Here is a 22,389-nt window from a genome sequence, read left to right on the forward strand (position 1 = left end):
GCCGACATGGGACGCCGAGAGGTGGTACGAGACGCGTCGATCGCGCGGTCGCGCGTCGAGGTGCTGTTCGATGACCCGGTTTCCGCGGTGCCGCTGCCGGGGGAGGAGCTCGGGTCGGCGGGTGGGTGGCGCCGGTGGATGCCGGAGAGCGTGCGGGGCGCGGCCTTCGGGCCGGGGCGGCGTGGAGTGTGGACGCTCGCGGTGGTGGCGCTCGTCGTCGCGCTGGTGGCCGGAATCGCGGCCTGGCGGGCGCGGCCGGACGCCGAGCCGGTCGACACGGCCACGATCGTGGATGCGCCGTCGCGGTCCGGGGTCGCGTCGGCGTCTCCGTCGACGGCGGTGGTGGCGGTCTCCGGCCGGGTACGGCGGCCGGGCCTGGTGCGGTTGCCGGCCGGTGCCCGGGTCGCGGACGCCGTGAACGCGGCGGGCGGCGCGTTGCCCGGCACCGATCTCAGCGCCCTGAACCTGGCCCGCAAGGTGCTCGACGGTGAGCTGATCGCGGTCGGGGTGCCCGGCGCCGCCCCCGATGCGCCCACCGCGGGCGGCTCCGGCTCACCGCTCGATCTGAACGCCGCCACCGTCGAGGACTTCGACGGCCTGCCGGGCGTCGGTCCCGTGCTCGCCGAGCGGATCGTCGCCTACCGCACCGAGCACGGCGGCTTCCGCTCGGTCGACCAGCTGCGCGAGGTCGACGGCATCGGCGACAGCCGCTTCGAGAAACTCCGTTCCCTGGTCCGGGTGTGACCGGCCACGATCGCCGGCCGGCCGCGGGGGCGGTGGCGCGGGCGCCGCTGGATCTACGCCTCGCCGGGGTGGCGCTGGGTGCGTGGGCGGCGACGTGGTGGTGTCTCGGTCACGGGCCCGGTGCCGCCGCGGTGGTGGCCGGCGGCGCGGCCCTGGTGGCGATCGCGGCGGGTCTCCGGGCCCGGGCTTCGGCGCGGCGATGGGGCGGGGTCGCGTTGGGGGTGGTGGGCGTGGCGTTGGGGGTGGGCATGGGGGCCGTGGCGGCGGCGCCGCGGTTGGTGGAGCGGGATTCCGGAGCGCTGGCCCGGGCGGTGGAGCGTTCCGGTCCGGTCGGGATGCGGCTCGTGGTGCGTGACGACCCGCGTCCGGCCGCGTCGCGGCGCGGCGGCGCGCCGCTCTGGGTGGTCGCCGCGTCGGCCGAGGAGATCACGGCCGACGGGGTCCGGCACATGACCTCCGGACGAGTGCTCGTGCTCGGCGAACACCCGGACTGGGCCGGACTGCTGCCCGGCCAGCGCGTCACCGTCGACCGCGGCCGTCTCCTCGCCCCGCACCGCCGTGACCTGACGGCGGCGGTCCTGCGCACCGCGGCCCGGCCGTGGAGGCTCGGGTCCCCACCCTGGTTGCAACGCGTGGCCGGGTCGCTGCGAACCGGCCTCCAGGAGGCCTGCGCACCGCTCCCCGGCAAACCTGGCGGCCTCCTCCCAGGCCTGGTGGTCGGTGACACCTCGAAGCTCGACCCGAGCGTCGACGACGCGTTCCAGCAGACCGGCATGACCCACCTGACCGCGGTCAGCGGAGCGAACCTCGCGATCCTGGCGGGGCTGGTGCTCGCCGCGCTCCGTGGCGTCCGCGCCGGCCCCGGCTGGTCCGCCGCACTGGCGGCGCTCGCCATCGCCGGCTTCGTGATCCTGGCCCGGCCGTCGCCGAGCGTCGTCCGCGCGGCGGCGATGTGCGGGCTCGGCCTGCTCGCGCTGGCCCTGGGGCGTCCCCGCGCCGCCGTCCCCGCGCTGTGCGTCTCGGTCGTGTTCCTCGTGCTCCTCGATCCGGCGCTCGCCGCCGCGCCGGGCTTCGCGCTCTCGGTCGCGGCCACCGCCGGTCTGCTGCTCGTCGCACCGGCCTGGTCCGGTGCGCTGAAGCGGCGGGGCGTGCCCGCCGTCGCCGCCGACGCCCTCGCGGTGCCCGCCGCGGCGCAGGCCGCCTGCTCGCCGCTGATCGCGGCCTTCACCGGCACGGTCAGCCTCACCGCGATCCCCGCGAACCTGCTCGCGGCACCGGCCGTCGCTCCGGCCACCGTACTCGGCCTGCTCGCCGCGGTCACCGCGCCGGTCGCGATGCCGCTCGCCACCGCACTGGCCTGGCTCGGGCAGTGGCCGGCCTGGTGGCTGGTGGAGGTGGCCGAGCGCGGCGGCCGCGTGCCCGACGGTCTGCTGCCCTGGCCCGGCGGCGCCGCCGGGGGCTGGTTGCTCGCGGCGCTGCTGGTCGCGGCCGCCTTCGCGGCCCGGTGGCGTCTGCCCCGCCGACTGATCGCGGTCGTCGGTGCCACGGTGGTCGTGGTCGCGCTGCCTATCCGGGTGGCGGCGCCGGGCTGGCCACCGCCGGGCTGGGTGGTGGTCGGGTGCGACGTCGGCCAGGGCGACGCGGTGGTGCTCCGGGCCGGGGCCGCGTCCGCGGTGGTCGTCGACGCCGGCCCCGACCCGGCGCCGGTCGACGCCTGCCTGCGGCGGCTGGGCGTCGAGCACGTCCCGATCCTGTTCCTGAGCCACCTGCACCTCGACCACATCGGCGGCCTCGACGGGGTGCTCCGCGGCCGGAGCGTCGGGGCGATCGCGATCGGGCCGTACCGGGAACCGCCCGAAGGCGCGGCGGCGGTGAGCCGGGAGGCGCGCCGGCACGGCGTCCGCATCGTGTCGTTGACCGCGGGTGGGCGGCTGACCGCCGGAGCGGTCGGCATCCGGGTACTGGGGCCGCTGCGCGTGCTGCGCGGCACCCGGTCGGACCCGAACAACAACAGCCTGATCCTCCGCGCCGACGTGCGATCGGTCTCCGTCCTGCTGCCGGGCGACGCCGAGCACGACGCCGAGCGGGCGGTGCTCTCCGCCGGTGAACCGCTGGACGTGGACGTGCTCAAGGTTCCGCACCACGGCTCGGCCTGGTCGGATCCGGCGTTCCTGGACGCCGCGCACGCCCGGGTGGCGCTGGTGGAGGTCGGCGCCGACAACGACTACGGGCACCCGGCTCCGGCCGTCCTCGCGCACCTGGCCCGGCAGGGCGCCCGGGTGCTGCGTACCGATCGGAGCGGAGATCTGGCCGTGGTCGCGCTCGCCGACGGCACGCTGTCCACCGCGGTTCGAGGGCGTCAGGGGTGACATATGGTGCACAGTGCGAGCGCGGGACCGCACCGTTGCGCGCACCGTGCAACGATGTTCGTCATGCCTGGCTCGGCTGCCCCCTCCACACTCGCGCCGCTGCACCTCGTCCTCGGGGACGAAAGTTTCCTCGCTGGACGCGTGGTCGCCGACGTGGTCGCCGCCGCCCGCGCGGCCGACCCGGAATGTGACGTCCGCGAACTCGACTACACCCAGCTGACGCCCGGCGCGCTGCCGGAGCTGTTCAGCCCGTCGCTGTTCGCCGAAGCGCGGGTACTCATCGCCCGCGACGCCCACACCGTGGGCAAAGACCTCGCGGCCGCGCTGCTGCAGCACGCCACCGCGCTCGCGAAGGACCCCAGCAGCGGCATCATCCTGGTCGTCACCCACCTCGGGCAGGCCCGCGGCAAGGCCCTGAGCGACGGGCTGAAGAAGGCCGGCGCGGAGACCACCACGGTCGCCAAGATCACCAAGCATCGCGAGAAGGTCGGGTTCATCCGGGACGAGATCCGCCGGGCCGGCGGGAAGGCGAGCGAGGAGGTCGCATCGCTGATCCTCGACGCCGTGGGGCCCGACCTGCGCGAACTCGCGTCGGTGTGCAGCCAGTTGGTGGCCGACACCGGTGGTCGCGTCGACCTCGATGCCGTGCGTCAGTACCACCGCGGGCGCGCGGACGTGACCGGCTACACCGTCGCCGACGCCGCGATGATCGGGGACACCGCCGGTGCTCTCGAGGCGCTGCGCTGGGCGCTGGCGATCGGCGTCGACCCGGTGCCGATCGCGGACGCGCTCGCCGACGGCGTCCGGAGCGTGGCGCGGGTAGCCGGCGCGCGGGGGAGCGGCTATCAGTTGGCGAGCACGCTGGGGATGCCGCCGTGGAAGGTCGAGCGGGCGCAACGCCAGGGCCGGGGTTGGTCCCCGGCCGGGCTGGCCACCGCCGCCCGGGTCGCCGCCACGGCCAACGCCGACGTCAAAGGCGGCGCCGACGATCGCAACTATGCGCTCGAGCGGGCGGTGCTCGCGATCGTCTCGGCCCGGGAAGTCCGGTGACGGGGCGGTTACTCACGGCTTTCCGGTCAGCACCAGCGCACAACCAGCAGCGCCCGCTGTACGCGCGGATCCTGCGTCTGCGCCACGTCGAGCCGGGCAAGGTGCTGTGCGCGCTGTTCTTCGAGGGCTCGATCGTGCTGGCGATGCTGCTGGCGTTCGCTGACCTGGTGAGCTGGTGGGGAGTGCTGGCCACGCCGGCGGTGGTGGCGGCGATGGTGAAGCTGAACGACGTGGTGGTGGGACGGCTACCGGATCCCCATGCCGCGCGGAGGCCTCGGGTGCGCCCAGAGGCACCGTTGTCTGAAGCCGCTGCGGCGGGTTCGGCTGGTGGGGTGGGTTTGGCGGGCGGGGTGGGTTCGGCTGGCGGGGCGGGTTTGGCGGGCGGGGCGGGTTTGGCGGGCGGGGCGGGTTCGGCGGGCGGGGCGGGTTCGGCGGGCGGGGTGGGTTCGGCTGGCGGGGCAGGCGGGATGGCTGGGGAGCCGGATACGGCGGCGGCGCTCGGGATCGTTCGGGTTGGGTCGGAGGATGCCGACGTGACCGTGCCGTTGCCACCGTTGCGGGCCAGCGATCCTGGCGCTGCACCGGATCGGCGCTGACGCTTTCTGGTGTTGTTTCGGCCGGCGCTTCGTCGCCGGGTCTGCGGGCTTGTGCCTGGGCCTGCGTCTGCGCTCATATGTGGGTCCGCGCTCGGGCCTGGGTCTGAGCCGCGCTCGTGTCTTGGTCTGTGCGTGTCTGGGTCTGAGCCTGGGTCTGCGCGCTCGTGCTCGGCGTGCGGGCTTGTGCTCGGCCTGTGGGCTTGTGCTCGGGCTGTGGGCTCGTGGTCAGCTTGTGCGCTCATGCCCGCCTGCGCGCTCACGCGTGGTTTGCCGGCTGAGGACTGGCCCGCGCTGGTGTCTGGCCTGCACCCCAGTGCGATCTCTGTGCCCGGCCGGCCGGCTTTCGCGCTTACGCCGATTCGAGCCATCTGCCGTTAGCGGACTGGAGCTTGCAGTGGTTGCGGCCAGTTCGAGCGATCAAGTATCGGTGGAAGGATTCGTGCTCTTGATCCCGCTTCGGGCGGTATAGGAGGTTCCGACTTCGCCGCTGGAATTGGGCTGGACGGTCGGCCCGAGCCGGGGGCCGACGACGGTCGGCCCGAGCCGGGGGCCGACGACGGTCGGCCCGAGCCGGGGGCCGAAAATGACGAAGGCACCGACCCTGTACGGGCCGGTGCCTTCGGTGCGTGCGGGCTCAGAGAGCGGCGGCGCGCTTCGCCATGGCCGACTTCTTGTTGGCAGCCTGGTTGGCGTGGATGACGCCCTTGCTGGTCGCCTTGTCGAGCGCGCGGGACGCGTTGCGGAGCTCGGTGAGCGCCACCTCGCGGTCGCCGGCGTCGGCAGCGGTGCGGAACTTCCGGATCGCCGTCTTGAGCGACGACTTGACGGCCTTGTTCCGCAGGCGCGCCTTCTCGTTGGTCTTGATGCGCTTGATCTGGGACTTGATGTTCGCCACGCGTAAGCCTCGGGTCTGGTCGTATTGTGCTGGCAGGTTCCGGCGATGGCGGGATGCTCTCGTGCGAAACACTCTCGTCGAGCAGCGCACATCGCGCGCCCACCGCGCGAATAGCCAGGCTACCAGCTACGCCACGATGGGTTCAAAACGCCCGCTCGCCTCGTGCACCAACCGGCAACATTTCTGGGCCTCCATCGCCCCACTCCGTGCCGCCACGAATGTCTCCCCAGCTCGGAGTTCTCCCAGCCCCGGCACTTCTCCGGCCCCGCGACACCCCGGCGCGTCCCCAAGGCCGGCGTCTCCCTAGGCCCGGCACCACCCCAAGGCCGGCATCTCCCCGGGCCCGCCACCTTTCGGCCCGGCACGTCCTCAGGCCTGGCACCTGGCGGGCCGCACATCCCGAGGCCCGGTACATCCGAGCGCCTCGGATGTACCGGGCCTCTCCGGGCGCCGGGCACCTCCGGGCCCGGCCTACGGCACTGCGGCGCCTCCTCCGGATCCCGTCACCTCCCCAAGCGGCCGGGCCCCGGCACATCTCCGGCCTACGGCACCTCCCCGAGCTCTCGGATCCCGGCACCTCTTCGGGTCTCGGCACCCTCCTCGGGTTCCGGCACCTCTTGGGCTCGGGCACCTCACCCTGCTCGGGCACCTCACCCTGCTCGGGCACCTCACCCTGCTCGGGCACCTCACCCTGCTCGGGCACCTCACCCAGTCCCCTGCACCTCACCCAGTCTCCGGCACCTCTTGGGTCCCGGGCATCTCTTCAGGCTCCGGTGCCCCTCCCACCCCTGCGCGAACTATCGCCGCCCTCTGGGTCCCGCCCCCTCATCGCGCCCCGTTCCTGCGCCCGTCCTCGCCGCCCCGTTCCTGCGCCCGTCCGCGCGTCCCGTGCCTGCGCCCATCCCAACGCGGGCCGTCACCACCCTTTACGCCCCGCCCTGCCCGAGCTGTCACCGCATCTGCCGACCCGATTCGTCTCGGGTGGCCGCTGCGGTAGGGCGCGGGAGACGACTACCTCCGGCCCGTGGGAGAATTGGGGTGGTGCCGACTCATGCGTCGGTGAACCGGTGCGCCGGGCAGCACGAACAGCCCCGCACCACTCAACGTCTTATAGGAAGAGAGGGACACCCGCGTGCCCCCGACGCCGCGCCCGGGATCCACCGACCCGAGCCTGATCCGCAACTTCTGCATCATCGCGCACATCGACCACGGCAAGTCGACCCTGGCCGACCGCATGCTGCAGATGACCGGCGTCGTCAACGAGCGTCAGATGCGAGCCCAGTACCTGGATCGCATGGACATCGAGCGCGAGCGCGGGATCACGATCAAGTCCCAGGCCGTCCGCCTGCCCTGGGAACTCGATGGAACCACTCACATCCTGAACATGATCGACACCCCGGGCCATGTCGACTTCACGTACGAGGTCTCCCGGTCGCTCGCGGCCTGTGAGGGCGCGGTCCTGCTCGTCGACGCCGCTCAGGGCATCGAGGCGCAGACGCTCGCCAACCTCTACCTGGCGCTCGAGAACGACCTGCACGTCATCCCGGTGCTCAACAAGATCGACCTGCCGGCCGCGCAGCCCGAGAAGTACGCCGAGGAGCTCGCGAAGCTGATCGGCTGCGAGCCCGAAGACTGCCTCAAGGTCTCCGGCAAGACCGGCGTCGGTGTCCAGCCGTTGCTCGACGAGATCGTCCGCCAGTTCCCGGCCCCGAAGGGTGACGCGAACGCCCCGGCTCGGGCGATGATCTTCGACTCGGTCTACGACACCTATCGCGGCGTCGTCACCTACGTCCGGGTCATCGACGGCCAGCTCAACTCCCGCGAGCGCATCAAGATGATGTCCACCGCGGCCACCCACGAGCTGCTCGAGCTCGGCGTCATCTCCCCGGAGCCGGTGCCCTCCGACGCGCTCGGCGTCGGCGAGGTGGGGTACCTGATCACCGGTGTGAAGGATGTCCGCCAGTCCAAGGTCGGTGACACGGTCACCAACAACGCCAAGCCGGCGCAGCAGAGCCTTCCCGGGTACGCCGAGGCCAAGCCGATGGTGTTCTCCGGCCTCTACCCGATCGACGGCTCGGACTACCCGATCCTCCGCGAGGCGCTGGACAAGCTCCAGCTCAACGACGCTGCGCTCGCGTACGAGCCGGAGACCTCGGCCGCGCTCGGTTTTGGCTTCCGCGTCGGTTTCCTCGGCCTGCTCCACCTGGAGATCATCCGGGAGCGGCTCGAGCGCGAGTTCGGCCTCGACCTGATCGCGACCGCGCCGAACGTCGTCTACCGCGTGATCATGGACGACACGACCGAGCACATCGTCACGAACCCGAGCGAGTTCCCACACGGGAAGATCGAGTCGGTCTTCGAGCCGGTGGTGCGGGCCACGGTGCTGGCGCCCAGCGAGTACATCGGCGCGATCATGGAGCTCTGCCAGTCCCGGCGCGGCACCCTCCAGGGCATGGACTACCTGTCCGAGGACCGGGTCGAGCTGCGGTACTCGCTGCCGCTGGCCGAGATCATCTTCGACTTCTTCGACCAGCTGAAGTCGCGCACCAAGGGCTACGCGAGCCTCGACTACGAGACCACCGGCGAGCAGGCCGCCGACCTGGTGAAGGTCGACATCCTGCTCCAGGGCGAGCAGGTCGACGCGTTCAGCGCGATCGTGCACAAGGACAAGGCCTACAACTACGGCACGACGATGGCCCAGAAGCTCCGCGAACTCATCCCGCGGCAGCAGTTCGAGGTGCCGATCCAGGCCGCGATCGGTGCTCGGGTCATCGCCCGCGAGAACATCCGCGCGATCCGCAAGGACGTCCTCGCCAAGTGCTACGGCGGTGACATCTCCCGGAAGCGCAAGCTGCTCGAGAAGCAGAAGGAAGGCAAGAAGCGCATGAAGATGGTGGGCCGCGTCGAGGTTCCCCAGGAGGCCTTCATCGCCGCGCTCTCCACCGGGGACGCCAAGGAGTCCGGCAAGAAGAGCTGACGTCGTCCGAGCGCTGCCCGTGCCAGGACTTCCGAACGGGCAGCGCATCTCTCGGCCTCAGACCTCGAGCGGCGGACGACGCAGCAGCGACCACGCCGGCGCCGCGGCGGCCACCACCGCCAGCACCAGGCAGACCGCGATGGACACCCCCAGCGGGATCCACGGAATGGACGGGGACGCCTCGCCCACGACCCGGGACAGCGCGCTCGTCAGGCCCAGCAGGCTGAGCACGGTCGCGGCGATCGCCAGCCCGCTGCCGACCAGCACCACCAGCGCCGCCTCGGCGACCACCACACGCAGCCCCTGGCGGGGCGTCGCGCCGGACAGCCGCAGCAGCGCCAGTTCCCGGCGTCGATCGAACGTCGCCATCAGCAGCGTGTTGACGATCGCCAACCCGGTGTAGAGCAGTGCGACCCCGAGCAACGCGGTCAGCGCGAGAGTGTTGCCTTCGTCGGCCTCGGCGCTACGTAGGTCGGCGTAGGCGGTGCGGTCGATCGCCTGCCCGCCGAGCGGCGTCACCGCCGAGCGGACCGCGTCGGGCGAGCCGCCACGCACGTACACCGCGTCGGCGAGCGCCGAGGGGTCGTGTTCCCGGACGGTCTCGATCGGCAGCAGCACGCTCGTCGACTGGATCGACGCCACGACGGCGGCCACCCGCAGCTTCGACGTCACCCCGTCGGCGAACGTCACCCGCACCGAGTCGCCCACGTCCAGCCCGGAGATCTCCGAGGCCGTGATCGTGCCCGGCCGCAGGTCGGCCAGCGAGCCCTCGACGACGGCGACGTCGAGCGTGCGACGCAAGGTGGCCGGGTCGACGCCGAGCGCGGAGCCACTCAGGTCGTGGCCCTCGTACACACCGTCGGCGTTCTTCGGGACGACCTCCCACACGGTCGTCGCGAGCGTCGCCGACACGGTGGCGTCGGGTACGGCGGCGCGGACCGCAGCCGGAACGTCGGCGTTCAACCCGGGACCGTCGCCGGGCACCACGATCACGTCCGCGGTGAGCCGCGCCCGCAGGTCGGCGTCGGTGGTGTCGGCGAGCGTCGCGATCGCTCCGATCATCGACCCGGCGACGCCGACCGTGACCAGCACCGGCGCCGCCGTCGACGCGACCCGCCGGACCGCGGTGAGCGCTCCCTGCCGCACCAGCATGGGCCCGGCACCGCCTGCCCTCGCGAGCGGTGCGGTCACCAGCCGGATGACCGGCGGTATCACCACCGGCGCCAGCAGCGCGAACGCCACCACGAACAGCTCCCCGACGAAGACGGTGAGCGCGATCGCGCCCTCACCGTCGACCCCCACGGCCGCGACGATCGACGCGATCGCGCCGGCCAGGAACAACAACCCGAAGACCCACCGGCCGACGGTCATCGTGCGACGCTCCACAGTCGCGTCACGGAGGGCATCGATCGCCGGGACGCGACCGGCTCGCCGGGCGGCGGCCCACGACCCGATCATCGAGACGACCAGCCCGACGCCGAAGCCGATCGTGAGCGGCCAGAACCGGGCTCGCGGCGCGAACGCCTCCGGCACCAGGTCGGCGTTCTCCAGCAGCACGGCGTACACCGTCGAGAGCGGGACCCCGAGCAGCGACCCGACCGCCGCGGCCAGGCCGCCGACAACCAGCGCCTCGACGTGGACCGAGCGGCGTACCTGCCGTGGCTGCGCCCCGACCAGCCGGAGCAGCGCGAACTCCCGGCGCCGCTGCGACACCGCGAACGCGAACGTCGAACCGACCACGAAGATCGCCACGAAGCCCGCCAGTCCGGCGGAAATGCCGAGCAGGGCGGTGGCGTCGTCCAGCTGCTGCCGCCCCGGATCGGGCTCGGCGAACCAGCGGTCGGCCCCCGTGCGCACGGTCGTTCCCGCGCCGGCGACGCGACGCACGGCCACCGCGACCGCGTCGACATCGTGCGAATCGGTGAGGACGCCGACGGCGCGCACCGTTCCCCACCGCGCCGCGGCAGCGTCCGAGACGTAGACGGCCGGCCCGTCGACCAGACCGGACACCCGCAGCCGATGGTCGCCGTCGGCCAGGCGCGCGGTGACCGTGCCGCCGGGCGCGACCCCCGCCTCGCGCCCGAGCACCACCTCGCCGTCGCCCGGCGCCGAGCCCGACACCAGGCGGACCCCGGCCAGCCGGCTGCTGGCCCAGCCACGACCCTCCTGGACGCCGACGGCAGCGACCCGGACCGAGAACGCGCGGTCGGCGATCGCGGCCGTGACGCCCGGGACGGAGGCGAGCCGCTTCTCGACGCCGGGCGGAGGCGGCGGGGGAGCCGCGACGATCGAACCGTCGTCCTGCCGAGTGCCCTGCACGACGATCGGCGCCTCGGGGTAGAGCGTCAGCGCGGTGGACAGCCCGTCGCGCGCGCCCACGCCGGCGAGCAGCTCCGCGGCACCGCTGATCAGCGCGGCGCCGAGCGCGACCGCGACGATCGTGCCGAGCAGCCCGGTCCAGCGGGCCTTCAGAGTCGTCAGCGTGAACATCAGGCTTCCAGGTGGGCGAGTCGGGCAGCGACAGCATCCGGGGTGGGGCCGACAATTTCGCCGACCAGACGACCGTCGGCGAGGAAAACCACCTGATCGGCATAGGAGGCAGCCACCGGATCGTGGGTCACCATGACCACCGTTTGGCGTTGCCGGTCCACGATTCCGCGCAGGAGCGCGAGCACCTCGCGGGACGTGGTGCTGTCCAGTGCGCCGGTGGGCTCGTCGGCGAACAGCACGGCCGGACGGGTGATCAGCGCGCGGGCGATCGCGACGCGTTGCTGCTGCCCGCCGGACAGCTCGGTGGGGCGGTGGCGGGCACGGTCGGCGAGCCCGACGGCGGCCAGCGCGTCACGCACTTCGCTGCCGGACGGCCGGCGCTTCGCGAGCCGCAACGGCAGCTCGACGTTCTGCGCCGCGGTCAGCGACGGGAGCAGGTTGAACGACTGGAACACGAAGCCGATCCGGTCGCGGCGAAGCAGGGTCCGCTGCACTTCGTTGAGTTTGTGCACCTGGACGCCGGCGACCTCGATCGCGCCCTCGGTGGGGGAGTCGAGGCCGGCCGCGCACTGCAGCAGCGTCGACTTGCCGGAGCCGGACGGACCCATCACCGCGGTGAACGAGCCGGTGGGAAATGTGAGCGAGACGCCATCGAGTGCGGTGACGTGCTGGCTGCGTGAGCGATAGACCTTCCGGACGCCGTGCAGCGCGGCGGCGACCCCGGTGTTCGTGTCGGTGGCGAGCATGACTCCAGCGAACCGTCCGGGGCGCCCGGGGTCACGGCGGGAGAATGGTGTCCTCGAGGTAGAGCCAGGTCTACTTCGGGCGGTCGGCGAATTGTCGTAGGGGTGCCCTAGGTTGCTGGGCATGGCACTCGACCTCATCGCGCTGCTGCCCGAGCCGTGGCAGGCCGTCCTCACGCCGTTCCTCGACCGCGACCGGGTCGCTGAGCTCGGGCGGTTCGTCGAGCGGGAGTACGCGGAACAGACCGTCTATCCGCCGGTCGACGACCTGTTCGCCGCGTACCGGCTGTGCGCGCCCGACGACGTCCGGGTACTGCTGCTCGGGCAGGACCCGTACCACGGCCCGAACCAGGCGCACGGGCTGTGCTTCAGCGTCCGCGAGGGCAACCGGGTGCCGCCGTCGCTGCGCAACGTCTTCAAAGAAATGGCTGCTGACGTCGGCACGGAGATGCCGAAGAGCGGTGAGCTGACGGCGTGGGGTCAGCAGGGCATCTTGCTGCTCAACTCGGTGCTCACGGTACGTGGCGGCAAGCCCGGCTCGCATGCCAACAAGGGCTGGGAGGAGTTCACCGACGCCACGATCCGGGCCGTCAACACGCTCGATCACCGCGTGGTGTACCTGCTCTGGGGTAGCTATGCCCGCAAGAAGGCCGCGCTGGTCACGAATCCGGAGCACGTCGTGCTCGAGGCGGGCCACCCGAGCCCGATGAATCCCCGTGGGTTCCTCGGTAGCCGGCCGTTCAGTGCCACGAACAAAGCGCTCACCGACGCCGGTCTGCCGGAGATCACCTGGGAGCTCACCGCCTGAAGCAGGCTCGACCCTGAGAAGTATGTCCAGCTCTACCGACACCGGGGCGGAGGCCACCTACGGTCGATCGTATGACTGGCACCCGCCCCATCCCGACGCTTCCCGGTGACCCGGCCGGCTCGGGGGCCACGTCCAGTGCGATGGCTCCCGCCGACGCGGCCGACTCGAGAACCGCAGCCAGCGGTCTCGGCTCGGCGGGCGCGCTCGGCTCGGCCGCCAGCACGCTCGGCTCCGCGGGCCAGCTCGGCTCGGCAGCCAGCCCCCTCGGCTCCGCGGGCCAGCTCGGCTCCGCAGGCCTAGTCGGCGCCGCGGGCTTGGCGGCCACCGGCGATCAGTCCGGCCCGCCCGCTGCGGCTACTGGTCACGCGGGAGCCCACGGCCCAGCGGACGTCGGCCACTCGGGCGGCCCCAGCGGCTCGGGCGACCCCAGCGGCTCGGGCGGCCCCAGCGGCTCGGGCGGCCCCAGCGGCTCGGGCGACCCCAGCGGCTCGGGCGACCCCAGCGGCTCGGGCGACCCCAGCGGCTCGGGCGACCCCAGCGGCTCGGGCGACCCCAGCGGTCCCCACCCCACCGAACCCTTCAACACACCCGGCCCAGGCCCCGGCGGCCTCACCGCCCCCACCCCCACCCCCACCGAAAACCAGCGCCCCCGCACCGCCTGGCAAGCGCTCACCCGTCCCCCGAAGAACTTTCTGCTCTCCTCCTGGCCCTGGCGCTCTCTGATCTATCTCGCCTCCGGGAGCGTCTTCGGCCTCGCCGTCGCCATCGGGCTCGTGGTCGTCGCGATGACCGGCGCGGTCCTTTCGCTCTTCGCGATCGGGCTCGCCGTTCTCGCGCTCCTGCCGCTCGTCGGGCTGATCATCGCTCCGATCGAGCGCCGGCGGCTGCGCCTCGTCGACGCCGAGCCGATCGGCAACCCGCATCGGCCGCCGCCGGGGCCGGGGCCCTGGGCCTGGTTCAAGCACCGGTACCGCGAGGCCGCCACCTGGCGCGAGCTGGCCGCCACGATCCTGCTCTCGGTGCTCGGCATCGCCGATATGGTCGGGCTGTCGGTCGCGGTCACCAGCGTCGGTCTGCTCCTCGGGGCCCCGGTGGTCGTCGCGGTCGACAACTCGGCCGAAGGCGCGATCATGTTCGGCGGCTGGCACATCGAGTCGGTCGCCGAGTCGCTGCCGCTCGTCCCGATCGGCGCGCTCCTGGCGGTCCTGATCGCGTACTTCGTCACCGCGTGGGCCGCCGGCCGGGCGCAGCTCACCCGCATCCTGCTGGCGCCCCGCGAGGCCGAGCAGGGCGAACGGGTCGTGGCGCTGACCCGCTCCCGGGCCCGCCTGGTCGACGCGTTCCAGGCCGAGCGTCGCCGCATCGAACGTGACCTGCACGACGGGGCGCAGCAGCGGCTCGTCGCCCTCACCGTCGAACTGGGGCTCGCCCGGCTCGACCTGCCGGCCGGGTCCGACGTGTCCCGGCGGGTGGGGCACGCGCACGAGCAGGCCAAGCTCGCGCTGGCCGAGCTGCGTGAGCTGATCCGCGGCATCCACCCGCAGGTGCTCACCGACCGTGGCCTCGCCCCGGCGATCACCGACGTGGCGGGGCGGACGGCGGTGCCGGTGAAGGTCGACGTGAAGGTGCCCCGGCGGCTCGCGTCGGAGATCGAGGCCGCCGCCTACTTCGTCGTCACCGAGGCATTGGCGAACGTGGACCGCCACAGCCGGGCCACCAGCGCCGAGGTCCGCGGGTCGATCGCCGACGGGCGCCTGAGCGTCGAGGTCATCGACGACGGCGTCGGCGGCGCGAACCCCACCGCGGGCAGTGGTCTGGTCGGTCTCGCGGACCGGGTCGCGGTCGTCGACGGCGTACTCACTCTCGTCAGCCCGGTCGGGGGCCCTACTCTGCTGCGTGTGGAGATCCCCGTCAGGTGAGGATCGTTCTCGCCGAAGACAGCGTCCTGCTCCGAGAAGGCCTCGTCGGCCTGCTCACCCGCTACGGCCACGAGGTGGTGGCCGCGGTCGGTGACGCCCCCGGCCTGGCCGAGGCGGTGAGAACCAAAGATCCCGACCTGGTGGTCACCGACGTCCGCATGCCGCCGACCCACACCGACGACGGGCTGCGCGTCGCGGTGCTTCTCCGCTCCGAGCGGCCGAACCTGCCGATCCTCGTGCTCAGCCAGTACGTCGAGCAGACCTACGCCGCCGAGCTGCTCGACACCGCCGACGGCGCCGGCGTCGGCTACCTGCTCAAGGACCGGGTCGGCGACGTCGACGACTTCGCCGACGCGGTGACCAGGGTGGCGAGCGGCGGCACGGTCGTCGATCAGGAGGTCATCCGGCAGCTGCTGCGCCGGCGCTCCAATCCGCTCGACCGGCTGACCGGGCGGGAGGAGGAGGTGCTGGGGCTGATGGCGGAGGGCCGCTCGAACGCCGCGATCGCCCGCAAGCTCGTCGTCACCGAGGCCGCGGTCACCAAGCACATCGGCAACATCCTGGCCAAGCTCGACCTGCCGATCGACGCCGACGACCACCGTCGTGTACTGGCAGTTCTCGCCTATCTTCGTAGGCTTGCCCTATGAGCGAGGTCGTCTCCGTCAACATCGGCGTCCACCGGGTGGTGCCGTGGACGCAGAGCATGGGCAGCACCGGGATCGACAAGCGCCCACAACCGGGCCGCGTCCGCGCGGTCGGCGTCGGGCTCGAAGCCGACGTCATCGTCGACACGAAGAACCACGGCGGGTACGACCAGGCCGTGTACGCCTACGCGAGCGAGGACGCCGACTGGTGGGAGCAGGAGCTGGACAAACAGCTCTGGCCCGGCGCGTTCGGGGAGAACCTCACCACTCGCGGCGTCGACTGCACCGGCGCGGTGATCGGGGAGCGCTGGCGGGTCGGGAGCACCGTGCTGGAGGTCAGCTGCCCGCGCATCCCGTGTCGGACGTTCGCCGGTTTCTGGGACGTCCCGCACCTGGTCAAACGCTTCACCGAGCAGGGTCGGCCCGGCGCCTACCTGCGGATCGTCGACGAGGGGGACCTCGGTGCCGGTGATGCCGTCGAGATCACCCACCGGCCCGGCCACGGCGTCACGATCGGCGAGGTCTTCCGCGCCCTCACCGGGGAGCGGTCGCTGGCCGCGAGAATCCTCGAAGCCCCCGAGCTGCCGGAGTCGATCCAGCACCGGGCGCAGCGGATGCTCAGCTTGACGCAGCCATCCTGACCTCGACGAACGCCTCGTCGGGTGCGGTCGTGTCGGGCACCCACTTGCCGCTGTCCGCAGTCCAGACGTCACCGTCGAACGCCACCCGCCGGACGCCGAACTCGTGGGCTTTGGCGACGAACCAGTGCGCCGACTGCCAGCCCAGGCGGGATTTCGCGCCGCCGCCCACCGCGACGGTGAGGATCGGTGTGTCGCCGTCGACGCTCGGGTTCACGGTCAGTTTCCCCAGGTCGGCGGCGAGCTCGGCGACCAGGGCCGTGCTCGCCGGCTGGCCCGACATGTCGGGCGGGCGCCGCAGCTGACAGGTGACCGCGCCGGCCTCGTCGCCGAGCAGCGCGGCGGCCAGCGTCGTCGCGTCGGACTCCCACTTCTGGTACAGCTCCGGGTGCGCGCTGCGCTGGACGGCCTGGGCGGCGTCGGTGAGGCGCATCTTCTGCCAGCCCCGCACCCGGACCAGGTGGTCGTAGAACTCGCCGGCGGCGTAGCGGGGGTCGGACAGCTCCTCGGGCGTTCCCCAGCCCTGCGACGGACGCTGCTGGAACAGCCCGATCGAGTCGCGGTCCCCGGCGTCGAGGTTGCGGAGCTTGGACTCCTGGAGCGCGGTGGCGAGCGCGATCGCGGCGGCCCGTTCGGGCAGGTCCCGGCGTGCCGCGGCCGCCACGATCGTCGCCGCGTGCGTCAGCTGGTCGGGCGCCAGGCGGACGACGTCGTTCGAGGCGTAGCTGCGGCAGGTGTCGGACAGGAAGGGCACATGCAGCTTGGTGAGCCTGGAGACGCTGACGATCGTCACCGTGACCAGGGCTACCAACACGACCGCCAGCACGGCCGCTTTGCGCATCTGACCTTCCTCCGTCCCGCAAACATATTCAGCGTTTGTGAACAACGATCAGGGGGTAACTCGGGTGCCCGCTGCCTGAGCCTACGACGTCCAGGTCCGCCCTAGGTGAGACGGCACTGGCACACTGGGGTGATGGCTGGACCTCCGCCCGACGGGCAACCCGCCCCGGACGACGGTCACCTCCCCGAGAGTGCGCTCAACCGGCTCGGCGAGCGTGGCTTCGGAATCTACGTGCACGTGCCGTTCTGTGCTGCCCGTTGCGGGTACTGCGACTTCAACACGTACACACCCAGCGAGAACGCCGGTAGCGCGGAGACCTGGCTCGCCGCCGCGCTCGCCGAGATCGACCTCGCAGGCACCGTGCTCGCGCCGGCCCCCGGCGGTCTGCCCAGGGTGGACACGATCTTCGTCGGCGGTGGCACCCCGTCGCTGCTGCCCGTCGACTACCTCGCGCGCGTCGTCGAGCGGGTCGGCGACGTGTTCGGCCTCACGTCGGGCGCCGAGATCACCACCGAGGCGAATCCCGAGTCGGTCGACGCGGGCGTGTTCAGCAGCCTGCGCTCCGCCGGTTTCACCCGGGTCTCGCTCGGCATGCAGTCCGCCCGCTCGCACGTGCTCGCCGTCCTCGACCGCCGCCACACGCCCGGCCGGGCCGTGCAGGCCGCTCAGGAGGCCAGGGCGGCCGGCTTCGCGCACGTCAACCTCGACCTCATCTACGGCACGCCCGGCGAGACCGACGAGGACTGGGCGGCGTCGCTGGCGGCGGTGGTCGCCGCGGGGGTCGACCACGTCAGCGCGTACTCGCTGATCGTGGAGGACGGCACCCGGCTGGCCCGGCAGATCGGCCGTGGCGTGCTGCCGATGCCCGACGACGACGTGCTCGCCGACCGGTACCTGATGGCCGACGAAGCGCTGACCGGCGCCGGCCTGCACTGGTACGAGGTGTCGAACTGGGCCGCGGACGAGGCGGCCCGCTGCCGGCACAACGAGCTCTACTGGCGCAGCGGCGACTGGTGGGGCGTCGGTCCCGGCGCGCACAGCCACGTCGGCGGCGTCCGCTGGTGGAACGTGCGCCATCCGGCGCGCTACGCCGACCGGCTGGCGGCCAAGACCTCGCCGGCCCAGGCCCGCGAGGTGCTCGAGCCCGACGACCGCCGGGTCGAGGACGTGCTGCTGCGTCTGCGTCTGGCCGAGGGCTTGCCGCTGTCAGCTCTGGACGCCACGGGGCGAACCGCCGCTGTGCGGGCGACGAACGACGGCCTGCTCGACGGGGGAGCGCACCGTCAGGGCCGGGCCGTGCTCACGCTTCGCGGCCGCCTGCTGGCCGACGCGGTCGTGCGCGCGCTGCTTACTTGATCAGCTTCATCGACAGGGGATACGGGTAGAACTCGTTGTTCGACGCCTTGACCCCGGCGATGATCCCGAACGCCACCGAGATCACGAACGTGGCCAGCGGCAACACCCAGAGGACGATCGCGCCGAACCCGAGCGTCACCGCCGAGCCGCAGAAGAAGACGACGAGCGCGACGACGTTCGCGATCGCCCAGGTGATGTGGAAGTTCAGTGCCTCCACCGAGTGCGCTCGCACGGTGGGGTTCGTCGGGCCCTTGCTGGTGTAGGCGATCAGCGGCGCGACCCAGCCGGCCACGGTGCCGCCGACGACCACACCGGCCACTCCACCGAAGTGGGCGACCATCAGCCACGTCTTCGTGTCGTCGACCGGCTTCGGCGGGTAGCCGTAGCCGGGCTGCGGCTGCCCGTACGGCGTTCCGTACGGAGGCTGCTGCCCGTAGGGCGCCCCGTACGGCCCCTGGGTCCCGTACGCCCCACCCGAGGTCGGCGACCCGCCGGACGAGGTCGGATAGGACGGCCCGGAGGCGGGATAGGGCTGCTCTGACCCGTAGGGGCCGGGAGCGTTCGGATCGGTCACGCACGCAGAGTACGGCCGTCAACCGAGGGGAACCCCATACTTCGGTAACCGATCCGACACAGCGAGCGGGTTAGGCTGGTGCCCGCGTGACGAAGGCGAGAGGGCAAAGGTGGACCAGTGGAGGAGACGCGGTGGCTCAGCCCGGATGAGCAGCGAACCTGGCGCTCGTACATCGAGGCGAACCGGCTCCTGAACGAGGCGCTGGACCGGCAGTTGCAACGAGACGCCGGCATGCCCCACACGTATTACGAAATCCTCGTCCGGCTCGCCGACGTGCCGGGGCACAGCCTGCGGATGAGCGAGCTGGCGCACTCGTCCCTGTCGTCCAGGAGCCGGCTGTCGCACGCGGTCTCCCGTCTGGAGGAACGCGGTTGGGTGCGGCGGGAGAGCTGTCCCACCGACGGACGCGGGGCGCTCGCCGTCCTGACCGACGAGGGCTTCGCGGTGCTCGAAGCGGCCGCGCCCGCCCACGTCGCCGAGGTACGCAAGCGCCTGATCGACCTGTTGACCCCGGAGCAGGTCGATCAGCTCGGCGAGATCGCCAGGGCGATCTGTGCCGGAATGAACGAGACGGTGCGCGCGTAATCGCGTCGTCACGGGAAGTGATTTCTCTGCGCGGAGGTGATTCTCCCCGCACGAAGGAAGCGGATGACCCGCTCCGCCCCGTATGCTTGGCACTCTCAGTACTGGAGTGCCAGCAGTGCGGTCGGGGAGGTGACGGCGTGACGCTCGACGAGCGCAAGCTGTCCGTTCTCCGCGCGATCGTCCAGGACTACGTCAACACCGAGGAGCCGGTCGGCAGCAAGTCGCTGGCCGAGCGTCACCAGTTGGGCGTGTCCCCGGCGACGATCCGCAACGACATGGCGGTGCTGGAGGAAGAGGGCTACATCGCCCAGCCGCACACCAGCGCCGGCCGCATCCCCACCGACAAGGGCTACCGCCTCTTCGTCGACCGGCTGGCCGGGATCAAGCCGCTGTCGGCGGCCGAGCGGCGCGCGATCCAGACGCTCCTCAACGGCGCGATCGATCTCGACGACGTCGTCACCCGCACCGTGCGGCTGCTGGCGCAGCTCACCCGGCAGGTCGCCGTGGTGCAGTACCCGAGCCTCACCCGCAGCTCGGTCCGCCACGTGGAGCTGGTGCAGCTGAGCGTCAACCGGCTGCTGCTGGTGCTCATCACCGACACCGGCCGGGTCGACCAGCGCACCGTCGAGTTCCCGTCCGGCATCAGCGACGACGACGTCAACGTCCTGCGCAGTGCGGTGAACAACGCGCTCGTCGGCCAGCGGCTCTCGGACGCGCCGACCCGCGTCGAAGAACTGCTCGACACGATCGCGCCCGCCCTCCGCCCCGCGCTGACCACTGTCGCGAGCGTTCTGCTGGAGACGCTCGTCGAGCGGCGCGAGGAACGGGTCGTCCTGGCGGGCACGGCCAACCTCACCCGCAGTACGGTGGACTTCCGGGGCTCGGTGTTCCCGATCCTCGAGGCGTTGGAGGAGCAGGTGGTGCTCCTCAAGCTCGTCGGCGAGGTCGACTCGCCGAGTATGTTGCGGGTCCGGATCGGCGACGAGAACCAGGTTGAAGAGTTGCGGGGCATATCAGTGGTGACAACGGCCTACGGTGCTGGTGACACCGCATTGGCAGGCCTCGGGGTGGTCGGTCCGACTCGGATGGACTACCCCGGCACGATCAGCGCAGTCCGCGCCGTGGCGCGGTACGTCGGTGAAATTCTCGCAGGGAACTGAAGCGGGGCTGGGCAGGGATATGCCTTCCGGAGTTGGGGACACACACGTGGCGAAGGACTACTACGGCATCCTCGGGGTGGCGCGGGACGCGACGCCCGAGGAGATCAAACGGGCCTACCGCCGGCTCGCGCGCGAGCTGCATCCGGACGTGAACCCTGACGCCGAGGCGCAGGAGAAGTTCAAGGACGTCTCGGTGGCGTACGAGGTGCTCTCCGACCCGGCCAAGCGCGAGCTGGTCGACCTCGGTGGGGACCCGATGGCGCCCGGCGGCGGCGGCGCGAGCGGCCCCGGTGGTCCGTTCACGATGGGCTTCCAGGACATCATGGACGCCTTCTTCGGCGGCGCCACCACCCGCGGCCCACGCCCCCGTACCCGCCCGGGTTCCGACGCGCTGATCCGCCTCGACCTCGATCTGGTCGACATGGCGTTCGGCGTGAACCAGGAGCTCACCGTCGACACCGCGGTGCGGTGCACGACGTGTTCGGGCGCCGGGACCGCGCCCGGCACCCACCCGGCCACGTGTGAGGTCTGCGGTGGCCGCGGCGAGGTGCAGACCGTCCAGCGCTCGTTCCTCGGCCAGGTCATGACGTCCCGCCCGTGCGCGGCCTGCCAGGGCTTCGGCACGGTCATCCCGCACCCCTGCCCGGGGTGTGCCGGTGACGGCCGGGTGCGCAGCCGCCGCACGCTCACCGTCAAGGTGCCCGCGGGCGTCGAGGACGGCATGCGGATCCGGCTGGCCGGCGAGGGCGAGGTCGGCCCCGGCGGCGGCCCGCCCGGAGACCTCTACGTCGAGGTGCACGAGCGCCCGCACGACGTCTTCACCCGTCAGGGCGACGACCTGCACTGCCGGGTCTCGCTGCCGATGACCGCCGCGTCGCTCGGCACGAACATCAACCTCAAGACGCTCGACGGCGAAGAGCAGATCGAGGTCAAGGCAGGCACCCAGCCCGGCACGGTCGTGCGGGTCCGCGGCCGCGGAGTGCCGCACCTGCGCGGCAGCGGCCGCGGTGATCTGCACGTGCACCTCGAGGTGCGTACCCCCACTCGGCTCGATGCCGAGCAGGAGCGTCTGCTGCGCGAACTGGCCAAGCTGCGGGGTGAGGAGCGCCCGGAGCCGATGCGGCAGCAGGGCGGTTTTTTTTCCAAAGTCCGTGACGCGTTCAACGGACACGCCTAGACGGAGCGCTCGTCCGACGTCCGACGAGCAGAGATGACTGATCCCGTCTTTCTCGTGGATGAGTTGCCGCCGGTCGGCCCGGCGGTGCTCGACGGGCCCGAGGGCAGGCACGCCGCGACGGTGCGCCGCCTCGGCCCCGGCGAAACGCTGCTGCTCGCGGACGGCGTCGGCGGCCGCGCCTCGTGCGTCGTCGTGGCCGCCGACCGCGACTCACTGCGGCTGGACGTCCGGACCGCCGAACGGGTGCCCCGGCCGACGCCGACGGTGACCGTCGTGCAGGCGCTGCCGAAGGGTGATCGCGGCGAAGCCGCGGTCGAGATGATGACCGAGGCCGGGGCCGACACGATCGTGCCCTGGTCGGCGTCGCGGTCGGTCACGCGCTGGAAGGAAGCCCGCGGCGACAAGGCGCTCGCGCGCTGGCGCAGCACCGCGCGGGAGGCCGCGAAGCAGTCCCGGCGGCTCTGGCTGCCCGAGGTCGCGGACCTCGCGTCCACTGCGGACGTCCGGAAACTGCTGTCCGTGCACGACGCCGCGTTCGTGCTCCACGAGGACGCGACCGCGCCGCTGGCCGGGACGTCGCCGGCCGCGGAGATCGGGACGATCGCGCTGGTCGTGGGGCCGGAGGGTGGCATCGCCCCGGATGAGCTGGAGTCCTTCGTGCAGGTCGGCGCGGTGCCGGTGCGCCTGGGCCCCACCGTGCTGCGCACGTCCACCGCGGGCGTGGCGGCACTCGCTGTCGTCAACGCGCTCACGTCACGTTGGCGTTAACGCGCATAACAGTACGTCTGGCCGGTTACTCTCGAGTTGCGGCGGTGAGAGGAGA

The 22,389-nt window shown here is 72.2% G+C and carries 19 protein-coding genes; 14 read left to right on the top strand and 5 right to left on the bottom strand.

All coding sequences use genetic code 11. The features are described 5' to 3' along the window. Nucleotides 1-6: 6 nt before the first annotated feature. The 4 genes from CRYAR_RS07315 (at nucleotide 7) to CRYAR_RS48505 (ending at nucleotide 4,759) form a co-directional block, all read left to right on the top strand. Nucleotides 7-744, top strand: a complete 738-nt coding sequence (locus CRYAR_RS07315; RefSeq protein ID WP_084700208.1) for a ComEA family DNA-binding protein — start codon at nucleotides 7-9, stop codon at nucleotides 742-744. Further along, nucleotides 741-3,113, top strand: coding sequence for a ComEC/Rec2 family competence protein (locus CRYAR_RS07320; RefSeq protein WP_051569881.1), 2,373 nt, complete (start codon nucleotides 741-743; stop codon nucleotides 3,111-3,113). Before CRYAR_RS07315 ends, CRYAR_RS07320 begins: the two co-directional genes overlap by 4 nt. A gap of 63 nt (nucleotides 3,114-3,176) precedes the next feature. Next, nucleotides 3,177-4,163, top strand: coding sequence for a DNA polymerase III subunit delta (gene holA / locus CRYAR_RS07325; protein WP_035861203.1), 987 nt, complete (start codon nucleotides 3,177-3,179; stop codon nucleotides 4,161-4,163). Next, on the top strand, nucleotides 4,160-4,759 hold the full coding sequence (locus tag CRYAR_RS48505; RefSeq protein WP_211248084.1) for a hypothetical protein: 600 nt from the start codon (nucleotides 4,160-4,162) through the stop codon (nucleotides 4,757-4,759). The genes holA and CRYAR_RS48505 overlap by 4 nt, the downstream gene beginning before the upstream one ends. Before the next feature lie 634 nt (nucleotides 4,760-5,393). Here the strand turns inward: CRYAR_RS48505 and rpsT are convergent. Then, the gene (rpsT, locus tag CRYAR_RS07340; RefSeq protein ID WP_035849289.1) at nucleotides 5,394-5,654 is read right to left on the bottom strand and encodes a 30S ribosomal protein S20; all 261 of its coding nucleotides are present in this window, start codon (nucleotides 5,652-5,654) and stop codon (nucleotides 5,394-5,396) included. 1,132 nt (nucleotides 5,655-6,786) lie between these two features. Between rpsT and lepA the strand changes: the two genes are divergently transcribed. Further along, entirely contained in the window at nucleotides 6,787-8,631 is a 1,845-nt protein-coding gene (gene lepA / locus CRYAR_RS07345; RefSeq protein WP_035849292.1) for a translation elongation factor 4, read from the top strand. A 57-nt stretch (nucleotides 8,632-8,688) separates the two neighbouring features. On the opposite strand, the gene CRYAR_RS07350 is transcribed toward lepA, so the two are convergent. Both CRYAR_RS07350 and CRYAR_RS07355 read right to left on the bottom strand, forming a co-directional pair. After that, nucleotides 8,689-11,121, bottom strand: a complete 2,433-nt coding sequence (locus CRYAR_RS07350; RefSeq protein WP_051569882.1) for an FtsX-like permease family protein — start codon at nucleotides 11,119-11,121, stop codon at nucleotides 8,689-8,691. After that, nucleotides 11,121-11,867, bottom strand: a complete 747-nt coding sequence (locus CRYAR_RS07355) for an ABC transporter ATP-binding protein (RefSeq protein ID WP_051569883.1) — start codon at nucleotides 11,865-11,867, stop codon at nucleotides 11,121-11,123. Before CRYAR_RS07355 ends, CRYAR_RS07350 begins: the two co-directional genes overlap by 1 nt. Before the next feature lie 121 nt (nucleotides 11,868-11,988). On the opposite strand from CRYAR_RS07355, the gene ung reads away from it, so the two are divergent. From ung to CRYAR_RS07375, 4 genes are all read left to right on the top strand, one after another. After that, complete coding sequence (ung, locus tag CRYAR_RS07360; protein ID WP_035849295.1) at nucleotides 11,989-12,672, top strand: uracil-DNA glycosylase; 684 nt, start codon at nucleotides 11,989-11,991, stop codon at nucleotides 12,670-12,672. Between the two features lie 71 nt (nucleotides 12,673-12,743). Continuing rightward, nucleotides 12,744-14,591 carry a sensor histidine kinase gene (locus CRYAR_RS07365; RefSeq protein WP_211247317.1) on the top strand — a complete coding sequence of 616 codons (1,848 nt, stop codon included), beginning with the start codon at nucleotides 12,744-12,746 and terminating at the stop codon, nucleotides 14,589-14,591. Beyond that, on the top strand, nucleotides 14,588-15,238 hold the full coding sequence (locus CRYAR_RS07370; RefSeq protein ID WP_035849297.1) for a response regulator: 651 nt from the start codon (nucleotides 14,588-14,590) through the stop codon (nucleotides 15,236-15,238). The genes CRYAR_RS07365 and CRYAR_RS07370 overlap by 4 nt, the downstream gene beginning before the upstream one ends. After that, a complete protein-coding gene (locus CRYAR_RS07375) occupies nucleotides 15,235-15,876 on the top strand; it encodes an MOSC domain-containing protein (protein WP_035849300.1) in 642 nt (213 codons plus the stop codon). Before CRYAR_RS07370 ends, CRYAR_RS07375 begins: the two co-directional genes overlap by 4 nt. Here the strand turns inward: CRYAR_RS07375 and CRYAR_RS07380 are convergent. Beyond that, complete coding sequence (locus CRYAR_RS07380; protein WP_035849302.1) at nucleotides 15,854-16,714, bottom strand: hypothetical protein; 861 nt, start codon at nucleotides 16,712-16,714, stop codon at nucleotides 15,854-15,856. The genes CRYAR_RS07375 and CRYAR_RS07380 overlap by 23 nt on opposite strands. 132 nt (nucleotides 16,715-16,846) lie before the next feature. Between CRYAR_RS07380 and hemW the strand changes: the two genes are divergently transcribed. Next, entirely contained in the window at nucleotides 16,847-18,070 is a 1,224-nt protein-coding gene (hemW, locus tag CRYAR_RS07385; RefSeq protein ID WP_035849303.1) for a radical SAM family heme chaperone HemW, read from the top strand. On the opposite strand, the gene CRYAR_RS07390 is transcribed toward hemW, so the two are convergent. Then, nucleotides 18,063-18,644 carry a DUF4870 domain-containing protein gene (locus CRYAR_RS07390; RefSeq protein ID WP_035849305.1) on the bottom strand — a complete coding sequence of 194 codons (582 nt, stop codon included), beginning with the start codon at nucleotides 18,642-18,644 and terminating at the stop codon, nucleotides 18,063-18,065. The genes hemW and CRYAR_RS07390 overlap by 8 nt on opposite strands. 117 nt (nucleotides 18,645-18,761) lie before the next feature. On the opposite strand from CRYAR_RS07390, the gene CRYAR_RS07395 reads away from it, so the two are divergent. The 4 genes from CRYAR_RS07395 (at nucleotide 18,762) to CRYAR_RS07410 (ending at nucleotide 22,334) form a co-directional block, all read left to right on the top strand. After that, a complete protein-coding gene (locus tag CRYAR_RS07395) occupies nucleotides 18,762-19,229 on the top strand; it encodes a MarR family winged helix-turn-helix transcriptional regulator (protein ID WP_035849307.1) in 468 nt (155 codons plus the stop codon). A gap of 137 nt (nucleotides 19,230-19,366) precedes the next feature. Continuing rightward, nucleotides 19,367-20,389 (top strand): heat-inducible transcriptional repressor HrcA, encoded by a 1,023-nt coding sequence (gene hrcA, locus CRYAR_RS07400; protein ID WP_035849309.1) that lies wholly within the window; start codon nucleotides 19,367-19,369, stop codon nucleotides 20,387-20,389. Between the two features lie 46 nt (nucleotides 20,390-20,435). After that, nucleotides 20,436-21,566, top strand: coding sequence for a molecular chaperone DnaJ (dnaJ, locus tag CRYAR_RS07405; RefSeq protein ID WP_035849311.1), 1,131 nt, complete (start codon nucleotides 20,436-20,438; stop codon nucleotides 21,564-21,566). A 33-nt stretch (nucleotides 21,567-21,599) separates the two neighbouring features. Continuing rightward, nucleotides 21,600-22,334: a 16S rRNA (uracil(1498)-N(3))-methyltransferase gene (locus tag CRYAR_RS07410; protein WP_035849314.1), complete on the top strand. Its 735-nt coding sequence runs from the start codon at nucleotides 21,600-21,602 to the stop codon at nucleotides 22,332-22,334. Nucleotides 22,335-22,389: the final 55 nt, after the last annotated feature.

The sequence above is a fragment of the Cryptosporangium arvum DSM 44712 genome (assembly GCF_000585375.1).
GTDB lineage: Bacteria > Actinomycetota > Actinomycetes > Mycobacteriales > Cryptosporangiaceae > Cryptosporangium > Cryptosporangium arvum.

Coding starts and splice junctions, on each gene's coding strand:
- CRYAR_RS07365 (WP_211247317.1), top strand. CDS start 12,744: ATGACTGGCACCCGCCCCATCCCGACGCTTCCCGGTGACCCGGCCGGC.
- ung (WP_035849295.1), top strand. CDS start 11,989: ATGGCACTCGACCTCATCGCGCTGCTGCCCGAGCCGTGGCAGGCCGTC.
- hemW (WP_035849303.1), top strand. CDS start 16,847: ATGGCTGGACCTCCGCCCGACGGGCAACCCGCCCCGGACGACGGTCAC.
- CRYAR_RS07380 (WP_035849302.1), bottom strand. CDS start 16,714: ATGCGCAAAGCGGCCGTGCTGGCGGTCGTGTTGGTAGCCCTGGTCACG.
- CRYAR_RS07355 (WP_051569883.1), bottom strand. CDS start 11,867: ATGCTCGCCACCGACACGAACACCGGGGTCGCCGCCGCGCTGCACGGC.
- CRYAR_RS07350 (WP_051569882.1), bottom strand. CDS start 11,121: ATGTTCACGCTGACGACTCTGAAGGCCCGCTGGACCGGGCTGCTCGGC.
- CRYAR_RS07375 (WP_035849300.1), top strand. CDS start 15,235: ATGAGCGAGGTCGTCTCCGTCAACATCGGCGTCCACCGGGTGGTGCCG.
- holA (WP_035861203.1), top strand. CDS start 3,177: ATGCCTGGCTCGGCTGCCCCCTCCACACTCGCGCCGCTGCACCTCGTC.
- CRYAR_RS07410 (WP_035849314.1), top strand. CDS start 21,600: ATGACTGATCCCGTCTTTCTCGTGGATGAGTTGCCGCCGGTCGGCCCG.
- CRYAR_RS07315 (WP_084700208.1), top strand. CDS start 7: ATGGGACGCCGAGAGGTGGTACGAGACGCGTCGATCGCGCGGTCGCGC.